Source organism: Mycobacterium sp. DBP42, assembly GCF_005924235.1.
GTDB lineage: Bacteria > Actinomycetota > Actinomycetes > Mycobacteriales > Mycobacteriaceae > Mycobacterium > Mycobacterium syngnathidarum.
The window spans coordinates 1-14,039 of record NZ_VCMY01000073.1 but is presented as its reverse complement, the minus strand read 5'-3'; the positions used below and the strand labels follow the sequence as shown (position 1 = coordinate 14,039).

Here is a 14,039-nt window from a genome sequence, read left to right as displayed (position 1 = left end):
TTTCACCGGAAGTGCCTTTCGAAGTTGTGCCGATAAGTGCGTAGGAACACTCATCATCACAGCTCAGAAGGCACTTTCCTCGTTACGACACCAATTCACCAAGCCGATTCATCGGTGGATCGAGGCTTAGGGAGCCGCTAAATGACGAGGTGGCAAGCGTAGCATGCAGTGCTACGCTTGGGTGTGACCGAAGAAATCAGTCAGCGCGAATTGCGTAACGACAGCGGGCGGGTCCTGCGGGCATTGGATGAGGGGAAGACGTTCGTCATCACCCGTAATCGCGAGCCTGTCGGGGAACTTCGTCCGTTGCGGCGGCGACGGCTGATGGATGCGCACATCGCAGTTGAGTTGTTCCGTCATGCTCCTACGGTCGATGGGGTTCGGTTCCGAGCTGATGTGGATGCACTCGCTGACCAAGATCCGGCACCTAGTGTCTGAACGGGCGAAAGTTCGTGCCAAGGCGGGATTACTTGACACCTCCGTGGTCGTAGATCTGGAATCGCTGAGCCCGGAGGATCTTCCTGAGCAGATTGCGATCAGCGCAGTGACGCTCGCGGAGCTTGCCGCCGGTCCGGTGTCAACGACCGATCCCGCTGAACGTGCCAGGAGACAAGATCGCCTGCAGCGGGCAGAAGCGGTTTTCGATCCGGTCCCTTTCGGCGTCGAGGCGGCACGAGCCTATGGCCGGGTGGCGAGCGCAGTGGTTTCGGCGAAACGACAACCGCGAAAACGATTCGCCGATCTGATGATCGCTGCGGTGGCCATTGCCGAGGGCATGCCCGTCGTTACACGGAACCCGGATGATTTTCGCGGGTTGGAGGATCTCGTTACCGTTATCGCCGTCTAGCGTCGGGCTGGTCAGCTCAAACGCTGTGCGAATTCCCCGACCCGGCTGATAAACCGGTCGAAGAACACCGACGGGTCGACCTCGGTGCCGATCAGTGCATTGGGTCGACGGCCCCAGTGTCCGCGCCAGTCGGCCACCGTCATGCCGCGGGTCAGAGTTCCGCTCAGCTCGACATCGACCGTGGTCTCCCGGTAGCTCACCAACTCCGGGTCCAGGGCGACGGCAGCGGCCAGGGGATCGTGCAGGTGGGCCAGGTAGCCGTCGCCGGTGTCGAAGTGGAACTCGAAGTAGAACCGCATGGAGTCCTCGAGCACGCGGATCAACGGATTGTCCGCGCTGGACCGCGTGCCCCGCTCGTCGAGCACGCTCATCGGTGCCGATGATGGGGAGCCGGCCGCGGCCGCCAATCGGTTCAGTAGTGCGGGCGTCATCGCGATGTTCTCGGTCAGGTTGAGGCCCAACACGATTGGCACATGTTCCGCATCATCGTGGCCCCAGGCGGCGTTCCAACCGCTGAATACCTCGGCGGCAGACTCGGGGTCCACACTGATGTTCCATTCCGACACCGGTGTGGTGTTGCCGCGATAGTCGAAGGCCCCGCCCATGATCACCAACCGGCGCAGCAGCTTGGGCAAGGTGGGTTCGGCGCGCATGGCCAGCGCCAGGTTGGTCAGCGGGCCGGTGGCCAGGCCGATCAATTCGCCCGGGTGCGCGCGTGCGGCGCGTACCCAGGCCTCGGCGGCATCGTGCGCGGTGAGCAGCCGATCGCTGTTCGGCAACTGCGCATATCCCAGGCCTTGTGGCCCGTGGGTGTCCTCGGCGGTGCGCAGGGGTGCGCTCAACGGCTGTTCGGCCCCCTTGGAGACCGGGACCCCCGCCACCCCGCACAGCTCCAGCATGCCGAGGTTGTTGGCACAGACCTGTTGCACCGGAACGTTTCCCGCGGTAGAGGCGATACCGACCAGTTCGGCCTCAGGGCTGGCGAACAGATATGCCAGCGCCATGGCGTCATCGACACCGGTATCGACGTCGGCGAACACTGGAATTACGGATGACGTCACCGTGCCAAGGATAAGCCAACGACATGACCCAGATCGGCTACCAGTGCACCCCGGGCACCAACCGCACCGCCCGCTTGACCGGGCGGGCCACCGCCCGCGGGACCCGCAGGTTGCGTCTGCTGCGGACGGGTCGTTTCGGGCGTCGTTGCGCTTCAACGCGATCCGGCCCGTCGGTGCCGATGCCACGTGCGGCGGCCGAATCCGGGTAGCCCAGATACAGCTGGTGCAGAACGCGTCGGGACAGTTTCGGGGTCAGGTAATTCCCGAAATCGGCGACGGTCCCGAGCGGGGTGTCGATCCGGGCCGGTTTGTCGACCAGACCGCGCACCACCATGGCCGCGGCATGTTCGGCCGAGATGGGTGGTACCGGGTTGAGCTTGCGTGACGGCGCGATCATCGGCGTCTTCACCAACGGCATATGGATATTGGTGAACGTGATGTGATCTGAGAGGGTTTCGGTGCCGACCACCTCGGAGAACGCATCCAGTGCGGCCTTGGACGGGAGGTAGGCGCTGTACTTCGGGCTGTTGGCCTGTACCCCCGCGCTGGACACGTTCACCACATGGCCGAACCGGCGTTCGCGCCAGTGCGGCAGCAGCGCCAGCACCATCCGAACCGAACCGAAGTAGTTGACCGCCATCACCCGCTCATAGTCGTGCAGGCGGTCCGTCGAGTTCACCACCGAGCGGCGGATCGACCGGCCGGCGTTGTTCACCAGGTAGTCGACGTGGTCGAACCGGCCAAGGATGTCCTTGACCGTGTGCTCGACCGACGCCGAATCGGTGACGTCGCAGGTGAATGCATAGGCCTGCCCGCCCGCCGAGCGGATCTCGGCGACCAGGCCGTCGAGTGCCTCCCCGTTTCGGGCCAGGGCGAAGACGCAGGCGCCGCGCTCGGCGATGGCGATGGCCGAGGCCCGGCCGATGCCGCTGGAGGCGCCGGTGATGATGACGTGCTTGCCGACCAGGGGGCCGGCCGGGTCGTCGCGCCGCGCCCGGTCCGGGTCGAGGTGCTCAGCCCAGTACCGCCACAGTTTCGGTGCGTACGTGCTGAATTCAGGCACCCCGATCCCGGTACCGCGCAACGAGGCGGTGGTGTAGTCGGCGGTGAATGTCGGCCTCAACTCGGCCACGTCGAGCACATCGCCGGGGATCCCCAACTGGGTGGAGACGATGTTGCGCACCGCCTTGGCCCGTCCCCGTGCCCGCAAGACCGGTGCCGCGGTGGCCCGCGGCAGCGAGCCGCGCAGCGGCGGCAGGCCGGCTTCGACGGCCACTCCGCGGTAGATGTCGCGCAGTCCGATGGTCTTCGGCGCGGTGAGGTGGAACGTCTCACCGTCCTTGTCGTCGACGTGCATCAGATGGACAACCGCTGCCACCACATAGTCCACCGGTACGACGTTGGTCCGGCCCGAGTCGGGCAGCATCATCGGGGTGAACTTGGGCAGTGCTGCCAGCCGCGCCAGCACGCCGAAGAAGTAGTACGGGCCGTCGATCTTGTCCATCTCGCCGGTCTGCGAATCGCCGACCACAACCGCCGGGCGGTATACCCGGTAGCGCAGGCCCGGCGCCGAGCGGACCAGCAGTTCGGCCTCGAACTTGGTCTGGTGATACGGCGTGGGCAGGTCCTGGGCGACGTCGAAATCGGCCTCGGTGAACACGCCCCGATGGTTGCCGGCCACCGCGATCGAGGACACGTGGTGCAATGTGGCATCCAGGCGCTGGACCAGTGCGATCACCGCGCGGGTGCCCTCGACGTTGGCGGCCCGTTGCTCGGCCTCGCCCACGGTCATGTCGTAGATCGCCGCGCAGTGCACCACATGGGAGATGTCACCGAGGTCGGCGATATCGGTGTCGGACAACCCGAGATCAGCCGCGGTCAGGTCACCGACCAGCGGTTTCACTCGATCATCCCAGTTTTGGGCGAGCTTCTCGAACCGTGTCAACGACTCACGGCGCACCAGCACCCACACCTCGGCGCCGGGGTCACGGGACAGAATCCGGGTGATCACTCGGCGGCCGATAAACCCGGTACCGCCGGTAACGACATAACGCATGCGAGCCATCGTGGCCCTAGATTTGGCAAACGTCAACACGGGCGGCCGCCTCAACTATCGTCGGCACGCATGCCCCTCAATCCGGACGCCATAGGCGCGACGACCGATCCGATCCCGTTCGACTGGACCGACCGCGACACCCTGCTGTACGCCATCGGCGTCGGCGCGGGGACCGATGACCTTGCCTTCACCACCGAGAACAGCCACGAGATCGAGCAGCAGGTGCTGCCGACGTATGCGGTGATCGCGTGCTCGGCGTTCCCGGCGGCACTGAAGATCGGCACCTTCAACTTCAGCATGCTGCTGCACGGGTCCCAGGAGATCCGGCTGCACCGGCCGCTGCCGCCGACCGGAAAGTTGACCGTGGTCTCCGAGGTCGCTGACATTCAGGACAAGGGGGAAGGTAAGAACGCGGTGGTCATGCTCAAGGGCATCGGCACCGATCCGGCCAACGGCGAGGTTGTCGCGGAAACCCTTACCACCGTGGTGATTCGGGGCGAAGGTGGGTTCGGCGGCCAGCCCGGGCAGCGCCCGCAGGCGCCGCAGATTCCCGACCGCGAACCCGACGCGCAGGTGGCGTTGCCCACCCGCGAGGACCAGGCGCTGATCTACCGGCTCTCCGGGGACCGCAACCCACTGCACAGTGATCCCTGGTTCGCGAAGAATCTCGCCGGGTTCCCGAAACCGATCCTGCACGGGCTGTGCACATACGGGGTGGCCGGCCGGGCATTGGTTGCCGAGCTCGGCGGCGGCGACGCCACCAAGGTTCATGCGGTGGCGGCGCGGTTCAGTTCGCCGGTGTTCCCGGGCGAGACACTGACGACGTCGATCTGGCGCACCGAACCGGGCCGGGCGGTGTTCCGCACCGAGGCTGCCGGGCCCGACGGAGCTGAGGCCCGGCTCGTCCTGGAGGACGGCGCCGCAGAGTATTCCGCCTGATCCAGGCAATTTCGTAGAAGCCCTGCACGCCGCGTAGTGGGTTGACAGGATCGAACCACGACGTTCGCACGGCGCGGTGCGGGATGGGTGGTGGCAGATGACGCAGGCGAACTTGGTCGTTGGATACCTGGCCACCCCCGGTGGTGCCGACGCGGTGGCCTTGGCAGTCCGGTTCGCCCGGACCCTGGGTGCCGAGGTCAACATCTGCATCGTGCTGCCGCCCGACACCGCGCCACCGGGCACCGTGCCCAAAGGCGGTGGCTACGAAGACGTCGTCGCCGAACAAGCGCAGCGTTGGCTCGACGATGCACGGGGGCTGGTGCCCGACGACGTTGTGGCACACACCCATCTCAGCTTTGACGAGTCGTTCACCGACGGTTTGATCCGCGAGGCGCTGCGGTTGCAGACCAGCGCCATCGTGGTCGGTGGCGCGGGTGGGGGACTGGTCGGCAGTTACTCGCTGGGGTCGGTGGTCAACGAGTTGTTGCATTCCTCGCCGCTGCCGGTTGCGGTGGCGCCGCGTGGGACGCGCTTTTCTCAAGTTCAGCGGGTGCACGAAATCACTTGTGCCATCGGCCAGCGCCAGGGCTCGGGTCTGTTGCTCGACACCGCAGTACGTGCCAGCCGGGCTGCGGATGTCCCCTTGCGGTTGGTGTCGCTGGTGGCACTGGATCCTGCCTTCGGCTCGCTACGCGGCGACGCCGAGGCGGTCCGGGCGCACGCGCTCGCACATGCCGAGCGAACCCTTGATGCGGCCAGAAACGAACTGCCTCCTGATTTTCCGGTGACGTCCACGATCGTGAACGGTCCAACAGTCGAAGCGGCCGTCGAACAGTTGGGCTGGCAGGACGGTGACGTCATCATGGTCGGATCCAGCCGGCTCAGTGCGCCGCGGCGGATCTTCCTCGGTTCGACCGCCGCAAAGATGTTGCGGGTTTTGGACGTACCCATGGTGGTCGTGCCCCGGGACGAACGGAAAGACGGCGAGGACAAGTCATGAGCGAGTCGGCATCCGAACGCCAGTCCCACCAGAAGCTCGAGGAAGCCGAACACTCCGCGGGATTGGTGTCGAAAGGGCTGGCCGCAGGCAAGGTCGGCACGTTGTCTGGTGCGATCCTCGGGATCTCTTGTGTGGCACCCGGATACACGCTGACTGCCAGCATCGGCCTGATCGTCGCCGCGGTCGGCTTGAAGATGCCCGCCATCTTCATCGCCGGGTTCATCCCGATGTTCCTGACCGCCTACGCTTATCGTGAACTCAACTCACGTGCGCCCGATTGTGGGGCGTCGTTCACCTGGTCTACCAAGGCATTTGGTCCGTATGTCGGTTGGATGTGCGGTTGGGGCATGGTGGTTGCGTCCATCATCGTGCTGTCCAATCTGGCCGCGATCGCCGTCGAGTTCTTCTATCTGTTCATCGCCCGGATCGCCAACCAACCCTCGATCGCCGAGCTCGCCGACAACAAGGCCATCAACATCGTGACCACACTGGTGTTCCTGGCGATCGCGACCGCCATCGCCAGTAGAGGCATCACCACCAGTGAACGGGTCCAGTACGTACTGGTCGGTTTCCAGATGGTGGTGCTGGTGGCGTTCGCGGTGATGGCGTTCGTCCGTGTGGATGGCGGTGACGCCCCGGCCGGGTTGTCGTTCGACCTGGACTGGTTCAACCCGTTCAGCGGGCTGGCGTTGAGCGCCTTCGTGGTTGGTGTGACGGGGTCGATCTTCGCCTTCTGGGGCTGGGACACATGTCTGACACTGGGAGAGGAATCCAAGGATCCGACGAAGGTGCCGGGCCGGGCCGGGCTGCTGTGCGTGCTGTCCATCCTTGCGACGTATCTGCTGATCGCGGTCGCGGTCATGATGTTTGCCGGTGTCGGGGAAACCGATCTCGGACTCGGCAACCCGGACAATGCCGAGAATGTGTTCGCCGCGCTGGCGGACCCCGTGCTGGGGACGTGGGCCGGCCCGTTGCTGTTTCTGGCGATCCTGGCCTCGTCGGTGGCCAGCCTGCAGACCACGTTCCTTCCTGCCGCACGCGCAATGCTCGCGATGGGTGCCTACCGGGCCTTCCCGTCGCGCTTCGCCGAGGTCAGCCCGCGCTACCTGGTGCCGAGCTTCGCGACCATCACCGCCGGCGTGGTCACCGGTGTTTTCTACACCGTGGTGAGCCTGCTCTCGGAGAGCGCCCTGCTGGATACCATTGCTGCCCTTGGCATCATGATCTGCTGGTACTACGGCATCACTGCGTTTGCGTGCGTCTGGTACTTCCGCCGGGAGTTGTTCGCCAGCGCCCATAACGTGGTGTTCAAGTTCTTGTTCCCGCTCCTCGGCGGACTCGTATTGGCGGCGGTCTTCGTGATCTCGATCGGCGAGAGCATGAATCCGGAGAACGCCAGCGGTGCGGCGATCGGCGGCATCGGCCTGGTGTTCTTCATCGGCTTCGGTGTGCTGCTCTTCGGTGCCGTGCTCATGTTGATCTGGCGGTCTCGCAGCCCTGAGTTCTTCCGGGGCGAGACGCTGCGGTACGACACACCGTCGCTGGTGGAGTAGGGGCGCGGTGGTCAGCTGCCGGCCGCGTTACCGATCCCCGAGTTGCCCTTGTTGTGGGCGAGCTGGAACGGATCCAGCAGATCCCACACCGTGGCTACAGCGGTGTCTTTCAGCTCGGCGCCCGGGGTTTCCAGGTTAATCACGTCGGCGACGATGTCGTAGCCGTAGTACACCGCCGAACCCGGCGGAGTGGTCTTGATCAGCTCCATGATGATGGTCTGCCGGGCGTCGCGGGCCGCCTCGTCATCGCCGAGCGCCGGCGCCAGACTGGGCAGGATCTTGCTGATCGGGATCACCGCGTTGACCCACGGCACGATCTGGCTGCCCCGGTAGATCTGCTCGGTGGCTTCCCGGACGAACGGATCGAGTTGATCGGGTGACGCCCCCATCAGGGCATTCCGCAGATTCATGATCGGCTCGGGGATGTCCGTCGGCTCCGGATCCTCGGCGCGGAACGGGTTGGGATCCCACGCCTGGCCATCGTCCGCGGTGTCGGCCTGGGTCTGCACCGCTGCGAGCTTGGGCGTGGCCAGGCTGGTGCTCTCCGGCTGCACCACGGCCTCGCTGTCGGCCGTGGGCTTGGGCGCGGCCGCCTGCTTGGGGTTGAACAGGTCCTTGAGCTTGGCGACTTCGCCGGCCTCGAACTCCTCGGCGCTGGGCTTGGACTTGAGCTTGGGCTTGGCGACCTGGCTCAGCGAGCCGGTGATCGTCGTGGTCACGGCGTTCGCGGACTCGGTGACCCGCGTCGCCGCCTTCTCGATCTTGCCCGCGCGCTTGTCGAGGTTGTCCTTGACGGCGTCCTTGAACTTGGCCACGGGCTTGGCTCGTTTGGTGTCGGCCTTGGTTTCACCGCGCTTGGGTCCGGCCTTGGTGTGCTGCGATGTGCTGCTGGTCGAGCCCTTGGACCCGCCGTCCGTGGAATCGGCGTGCGCGGTGCCCTGGCCGGCGACTGCGAGCGCCGCACCGACTCCCGCCGCTACCGCGACACCACCGACGTAGCCGATGTACTTCGTTGACGCCGACGTTGTGGCCATTGCCTGCCTTTCAGACCCGATCCCCAGCCCATCGGCATCGTAAGGGGTCGGCGCGAATGCGGCAGTGCGTAGGTCCGATCGGACAGCTCACGCCTGCGCGACCTTGTAATACGCTGTGGATCGCCCGCATTTTTGCTGTGCAGACGTCGGAGCGGGCAGCGAGGTTAGGAGAGCGCAGTCGTGATGGTGCAGAGGTTGGCCGGTCTGTTCGGAGCGCTTGTTCTGGCGGTGACGCTGAGCGCGTGCGCCGACGACGCGTCGGTGGATGTCGCAGCACCGGTAACCCAATCGGTGGCGCCGGACCCGGCGACTGCGGAGCTCACGATCGAGATCGTCGACAAGATGAACTCGACGCTGCAGGAGATGACCGGTAGCGCTTTGGGCCAGATCGAGGTGAGCTCCATATCCATCAGTACGTCGGGCAACATGGCGGTGGACGCGCTCGACCCGGCCAAGCCCACGGAGTTCAACCAGTACGTCTCGTACTGGGACGGACGCACCGACGTACGGCCGTATGACTACGGCGGCTCGGAGAAGCTGCCGGCACTGAGGGAAACGCTGTTCGCGGCCAATACCGTTGCCCCGCAAACCCTGGTGGATGTCTGGACGGACTCGTTCGAGCGTGTCGAGGGTGAGCGCGCCGAACTCAACGCATCCGCGGGGCCCACCGTGACTCGCGCCGACGAGACCGGGCCGGTCGAGATCTACGTTGTCAACGGCACCGAGCGGGACCGGCAGACCGTTTACTACGACGCGACAGGGAACTTCCTGCGCGTGTCATAGCGCCGGCGTGGAGCGGGCGCGAGCGAGCCGAGCGAGCCGAGCTATTCCGGCGGTGGCAGGGCGGGCGTCGGGTCGACCGGTACCGGTGGGCCGAACACCTGCCGGTTGATGACTTGTGTTGGAACAGCGCTCAACTGAGCCCCGGCAGACCCCTCTACGGTTACGCCCTTCATGAATCTGGCTTCGGTACCGTGCACGGTGAATTCGCCGTGCCGAGGCTCGTGGCCGCCGCGTACCTGATATCTCACGGCAAACGGCTGATCTGGCAAGGGGTGCAGGCCAATGTAGTTCGGTTGGATTGTGTAGGTGTAGACGCAGTTGTCGGCCGATGGGCAGTTCCGGTCGGTCACGGTGACGCCGATGTTGAATTCCTCCGGGGTTGGCAGCTTCGGCGCTGCGACCGGTGTTTGGAGTGCGGCCGGTGGCTGTGTCGCGTCCGGGACACGCGCGTCGCCGAACAAGATGAAGACCGAGACGCCGATGCCGGCGACGACTATCCCCACGAGGGTCAGCGCCGCCCCCCACTTGCGTATTAGCTGTTTCCAGCCACCGTCACTGAACAGTGCGACCCCTAGTCGATGCATACCGGCGACTATCCGGTAGCCCGCCGGGTTTCGCTCACGGATTCGCGGTATTGGCCGATGGCGTCGCGTGCCAGGAAATTGTCTTGAGTCAAGAATTTGGCAGGTTTTGGGCGAGGTAGGCCTGTTTGGGGGTGCGGTCGCCGAGGGCTTGGTGGGGTCGGACGGTGTTGTAGATGATGCGGAATCGGTGGACTTCCATGTCGAGGGCGTCGCCGTCTCCGATGTAGCCGCGGAACAGGTGCTCGTATTTGAGGGTGCCGAAGAAGCGCTCGATGACGCCGTTGGTCTGAGGAGATTTCACTCGGGTGCGCACGTGCCGCAGCAGTGGATCGTTCTGGTCGGCGAACAGCGCCTGGAAGACCTTGCCGCGGTAGCAGGGCCCGTTGTCAGAAACGACCGCGATCGGAGCGGGAATCTGGCCGATGATGTTTTCGTCGGCATCGAGCACGTCCATCATGCCGCGATCTGTGCGTAGATCGTTGAGGTCTAGGACGCGGTGGGCTTCGTCGATGGCCAACTGGACGCAGCGCACCGCGTCGATGCCGCGACTGGTTGGGGTGACGGTGATGGCCAGGCAGTATTTGGTGGCGTAGTCGATGACGGCGCTGATCCGCCAGATACCGCCGTTGGTGGTTTCGAATTCGGAGAAGTCGGTCTGCCAGACGCGGTTTCGTTCGGTGGGCGGGTCAGCGAACACTTTGCGGCGCAGCGCCGCCCAGGATTTTCGGTCAGCCCGAAAGCCTTGCGGCAGAAGCAGGCCTCGGCGTCGCAGGGCTCGGGCCACCGAGGAGTTGGTCACCTGGTGTCCGTCGGAGCGCATCATCGCGGCGATCTTGCGGTACCCCCACGCCGGCCACGCCTCGGCGTACTTGGCGGCCAGAGCTTCGATGCGATCGACCACCGGCGCCGGCCATGGGCCCTTGGCGGAATTACCGCCGCGTAGTCGAGCCAAACGTCGCCGGTAGGTGCGTTCGGGAATGGCGGCCAGCGCGGCGAACCTCGAAACAACCGGCAGCCCCGCCGCCTCTCTTAGCCTCGATCCACCGACTGACTTGATGAGGATTGGGGTGTCGGTATAAGAAAAGTGCCCTTTGAACTGGGATGATTGTAGTTCTCACACAAACAATCGGGCCAACTCGGAAGGGCACTTCGAGTGCAAGTTTCTCATAGGTTCGCCGCAGAGTCTGCGGTCTTCGACGACGCCCATCTCGTGTCGTGCGCGGGTTTGGTGCCGGTGATGACGCTGGCCAGCCAGACGGGGTTGTCCGGCCTGCTGGGCAGCAAGATTCGTATCGCGGCGCCGCGGGTCAAATCCGGGTCGGCCAACCCGGCGCCGAAACTGACGACCCTGGTCGCTGGGATATGTGCCGGAGCGGACTGCATCGATGACCTCGATGTGGTTCGCAGCGGCGGAATGAAGACATTGTTCGACGGGGTATATGCACCGTCGACGATTGGAACACTGTTGCGGGAGTTCACCTTCGGACATGCCCGCCAACTGGAATCAGTTCTGCGCGAGCACCTGGCGCGACTGTGCCAGCGGGTTGAACTGCTGCCGGGCAGCGATGAGCGGGCGTTCGTCGATATCGACTCGCTGCTGCGCCCGGTCTACGGCCGGGCCAAACAAGGTGCCAGCTATGGGCACACCAAGATCGCCGGCAAACAGATCCTGCGCAAAGGCCTGTCACCGCTGGTGACCACGATCAGCACCGAGACTGGCGCCCCGGTGATCGCCGGCGCCCGGTTACGGGCGGGTAAGACCAACTCCGGCAAAGGCGCGGCCCGCATGATCGCCCAAGCTGTCGCCGCTGCCCGCGCCGCGGGGGTCACCGGGCAGATCCTGGTGCGTGGTGACTGCGCCTACGGCAACAGCACCGTGGTGGCGGCCTGCCGCCGCGCCGGCGCCCGCTTCTCGCTGGTACTGACCAAAACCCGGGCCGTCACCGCGGCCATCGAGGCGATCAGCGATGACGCCTGGGCCCCGGTGAAATATCCCGGTGCGGTGCGTGACCCCGACACCGGGGAATGGATCTCCGATGCCGAGGTCGCCGAAACCACCTACACCGCTTTTGGTTCCACCGACCGACCGGTGACCGCCCGGTTGATCGTGCGCCGGGTCAAAGACGCCCGCTACCGAGACGCGTTGTTTCCCGTCTGGCGGTATCACCCGTTCTTCACCGACACCGACGAACCCGTCGATGCCGCCGACATCACTCATCGCCGCCACGCCATCATCGAAACCGTCTTCGCCGACCTCATCGACGGACCGCTGGCGCACATGCCCTCCGGGCGTTTCGGAGCGAACTCAGCCTGGATCCTGTGCGCCGCGATCGCCCACAACCTGCTGCGCGCCGCCGGCGGGTCGGCGGAGCCCACGCGGTAGCCCGCGGGTCAACACTGCGCCGCAAGATCGTCACCATCCCCGCCCGACTGGCCCGGCCGCAACGCCGACCGATCCTGCACCTGCCCAGTCACTGGCCCTGGGCTGATCACTGGCTCACCCTGTGGCGCAACACCATTGGCTACAGCCCACCCCCCGCCGCCACGACCGTCTGACCACCCGCCGAAAGGCCCAACCGGAGCACACAGGAAAAGCTGGGCAGACCAGCAAGTACCTGCTGCTCACACCACGACCAGCCCACAGGAATCACCCCGAGCCCTACCAACCAGGTCAGTCCACGGATCGAGGCTTAGGGCTTCGAGGTCTTGGAAGGGACCTGATCGATCAGCGCGGCGCCGCGCTGCCAGATCCGCAACTGCACAGTGGCCTCAGCCAGGGCGAGTTTGAGTTCCTGGTTTTCCTGTCGCAGCCGGCGCTGCTCGGGGGCACCGGCCCGCCCTGCGGGGCCGCTGGGCACTTCTTCGAGTCGCTCAGCGCCGGCCTCCAGAAACTGATGCTTCCACCGGGTCATCGTCACCGTGGTGACCCCGCAGCGCCGGGCGGCTTCAGCGCAGGTCATTTCCCCAGCCAGTACCGCCAGCACCAGGCGGGTCTTGTCCGCGGCGGGGACCTTCGTGCGTCGCGATCGAGCCATCTCCTCAACCTTCCAGGCATGGCCGCAGTTATCCACAACGCGCGACCCTGCCAAAAAGTTTGAGTCAGTGGAAAATGAGCATATCGAACAGATGTGGCGCTCCTAGTGTTCTAGTGGGCGCTTTTCCGCTGTTCAGCGGTGTTTTCGATTGAAGCTCAAGCGTTCTCGGCGTGTCCGCGCTGCGATGAAGGACGCGCACGCGGCGGGCCTCTAGGTTTCGGGGTTACCACACCGACCTCAACCGCAAGGACCGATCCGCGTGCGCGTCAGTACTGCATTTAACCGTCTTCTTCAGATCCCCGGAGCATGGGTCGACAATGTCGTCATCGGCGACCACGACGTCGAGGTCACTTTGCGATCGAAGAGCCGGTTGCTGCAATGTCCCTGCGGTCAACGCGTCCGCGCCGGCTATGACCGACGCCAGCGGCGCTGGCGTCACCTCGATCTGGCCAGTCACCGGCTGTGGCTGATCTATGACATTCGCCGACTACGCTGCTCGAACTGCGGCGTGCGCACCGAAGAAGTCCCGTGGAGTCGACCCGGGGCACGCCACACCCGCGACTTCGAGGACACCGTGCTGTGGCTGGCCACCCGAACCGACCGCACCTCGGTCGCGACATTGCTGCGCTGCTCCTGGGAGACGGTCACGGCCATCATCAACCGCACCGTCGACGAAATGCTCGACGAGCGTCGCCTCGGTGAGATCTACCGCATCGGCGTCGATGAGATCTGCTACCGCCACCCGCACAAATACCTGACCATCATCGGCGACCACGCCACCGGCACCGTCATCGATATCCAACCCGGCCGTGGCCTCGACTCGCTGACCACGTTCTACGACAAGCTCACCGACGAGCAGCGAGCCGACATCGAAGCAGTCTCCATGGACGGCTCCACCGCATTTCGCTCCGCGACCGAAGACAAACTGCCCGATGCAACGATCTGTTACGACCCTTTCCACGTCATGCAGTGGACCAACCGCGCCCTCGACGAGGTGTTCGCCGCCGCCATGGCCACTAACCCGGATTTTGCGTGGAAATGGGCGTGGGCTTGGTCTGATGTCGAGTTGTGTTGCTGGGGAGTAGTTTTCGGGTGTAGGCGTGGGTGGATTGTCCTGTTTCGCCAGGTGGTGCGGGCTTTCCCGGGG

Annotated in this window: 13 protein-coding genes and 1 pseudogene; 7 read left to right on the top strand and 7 right to left on the bottom strand. The window is 65.1% G+C overall.

Annotation, left to right across the window (positions count from 1 at the left end; genetic code table 11):
• Positions 1-171 precede the first annotated feature (171 nt).
• Positions 172-360, bottom strand: coding sequence for a hypothetical protein (locus tag E0T84_RS32040; protein ID WP_070188084.1), 189 nt, complete (start codon positions 358-360; stop codon positions 172-174).
• Positions 361-400: 40 nt separating this feature from the next.
• On the opposite strand from E0T84_RS32040, the gene E0T84_RS31010 reads away from it, so the two are divergent.
• The gene (locus E0T84_RS31010) at positions 401-847 is read left to right on the top strand and encodes a type II toxin-antitoxin system VapC family toxin (RefSeq protein ID WP_070188091.1); all 447 of its coding nucleotides are present in this window, start codon (positions 401-403) and stop codon (positions 845-847) included.
• 11 nt (positions 848-858) lie between these two features.
• On the opposite strand, the gene E0T84_RS31005 is transcribed toward E0T84_RS31010, so the two are convergent.
• The gene (locus E0T84_RS31005) at positions 859-1,908 is read right to left on the bottom strand and encodes a nucleoside hydrolase (protein WP_256366576.1); all 1,050 of its coding nucleotides are present in this window, start codon (positions 1,906-1,908) and stop codon (positions 859-861) included.
• Positions 1,909-1,945: 37 nt separating this feature from the next.
• Positions 1,946-3,964 (bottom strand): SDR family oxidoreductase, encoded by a 2,019-nt coding sequence (locus tag E0T84_RS31000; RefSeq protein WP_110765116.1) that lies wholly within the window; start codon positions 3,962-3,964, stop codon positions 1,946-1,948.
• A gap of 69 nt (positions 3,965-4,033) precedes the next feature.
• On the opposite strand from E0T84_RS31000, the gene E0T84_RS30995 reads away from it, so the two are divergent.
• The 3 genes from E0T84_RS30995 to E0T84_RS30985 all read left to right on the top strand — a co-directional run bounded on the left by E0T84_RS30995 (position 4,034) and on the right by E0T84_RS30985 (position 7,456).
• Positions 4,034-4,903, top strand: a complete 870-nt coding sequence (locus E0T84_RS30995; RefSeq protein WP_070188086.1) for a MaoC family dehydratase — start codon at positions 4,034-4,036, stop codon at positions 4,901-4,903.
• A 97-nt stretch (positions 4,904-5,000) separates the two neighbouring features.
• A complete protein-coding gene (locus tag E0T84_RS30990) occupies positions 5,001-5,903 on the top strand; it encodes a universal stress protein (RefSeq protein WP_070946029.1) in 903 nt (300 codons plus the stop codon).
• Positions 5,900-7,456: an APC family permease gene (locus tag E0T84_RS30985; protein ID WP_138746378.1), complete on the top strand. Its 1,557-nt coding sequence runs from the start codon at positions 5,900-5,902 to the stop codon at positions 7,454-7,456. The genes E0T84_RS30990 and E0T84_RS30985 overlap by 4 nt, the downstream gene beginning before the upstream one ends.
• A gap of 11 nt (positions 7,457-7,467) precedes the next feature.
• Here the strand turns inward: E0T84_RS30985 and E0T84_RS30980 are convergent, their stop codons facing one another.
• Positions 7,468-8,490 (bottom strand): hypothetical protein, encoded by a 1,023-nt coding sequence (locus E0T84_RS30980; protein ID WP_249383793.1) that lies wholly within the window; start codon positions 8,488-8,490, stop codon positions 7,468-7,470.
• Between the two features lie 180 nt (positions 8,491-8,670).
• Between E0T84_RS30980 and E0T84_RS30975 the strand changes: the two genes are divergently transcribed.
• Complete coding sequence (locus tag E0T84_RS30975; protein WP_131823155.1) at positions 8,671-9,273, top strand: hypothetical protein; 603 nt, start codon at positions 8,671-8,673, stop codon at positions 9,271-9,273.
• Between the two features lie 41 nt (positions 9,274-9,314).
• Here the strand turns inward: E0T84_RS30975 and E0T84_RS30970 are convergent, their stop codons facing one another.
• Together E0T84_RS30970 and E0T84_RS30965 are read right to left on the bottom strand one after the other, a co-directional pair.
• The gene (locus E0T84_RS30970; RefSeq protein WP_212757744.1) at positions 9,315-9,857 is read right to left on the bottom strand and encodes a hypothetical protein; all 543 of its coding nucleotides are present in this window, start codon (positions 9,855-9,857) and stop codon (positions 9,315-9,317) included.
• Between the two features lie 88 nt (positions 9,858-9,945).
• Complete coding sequence (locus E0T84_RS30965) at positions 9,946-10,809, bottom strand: integrase core domain-containing protein (protein ID WP_138746376.1); 864 nt, start codon at positions 10,807-10,809, stop codon at positions 9,946-9,948.
• Between the two features lie 201 nt (positions 10,810-11,010).
• On the opposite strand from E0T84_RS30965, the pseudogene E0T84_RS30960 reads away from it, so the two are divergent.
• Positions 11,011-12,413, top strand: a pseudogene (locus E0T84_RS30960) (IS1380 family transposase).
• A 134-nt stretch (positions 12,414-12,547) separates the two neighbouring features.
• Here E0T84_RS30960 and E0T84_RS30955 read toward each other — a convergent pair.
• On the bottom strand, positions 12,548-12,892 hold the full coding sequence (locus tag E0T84_RS30955; RefSeq protein WP_083284369.1) for a transposase: 345 nt from the start codon (positions 12,890-12,892) through the stop codon (positions 12,548-12,550).
• Positions 12,893-13,151: 259 nt separating this feature from the next.
• Between E0T84_RS30955 and E0T84_RS30950 the strand changes: the two genes are divergently transcribed.
• Positions 13,152-14,039, top strand: an 888-nt coding sequence (locus tag E0T84_RS30950) for an ISL3 family transposase (RefSeq protein ID WP_249383792.1), incomplete at its 3' end; no start/stop codon positions are given.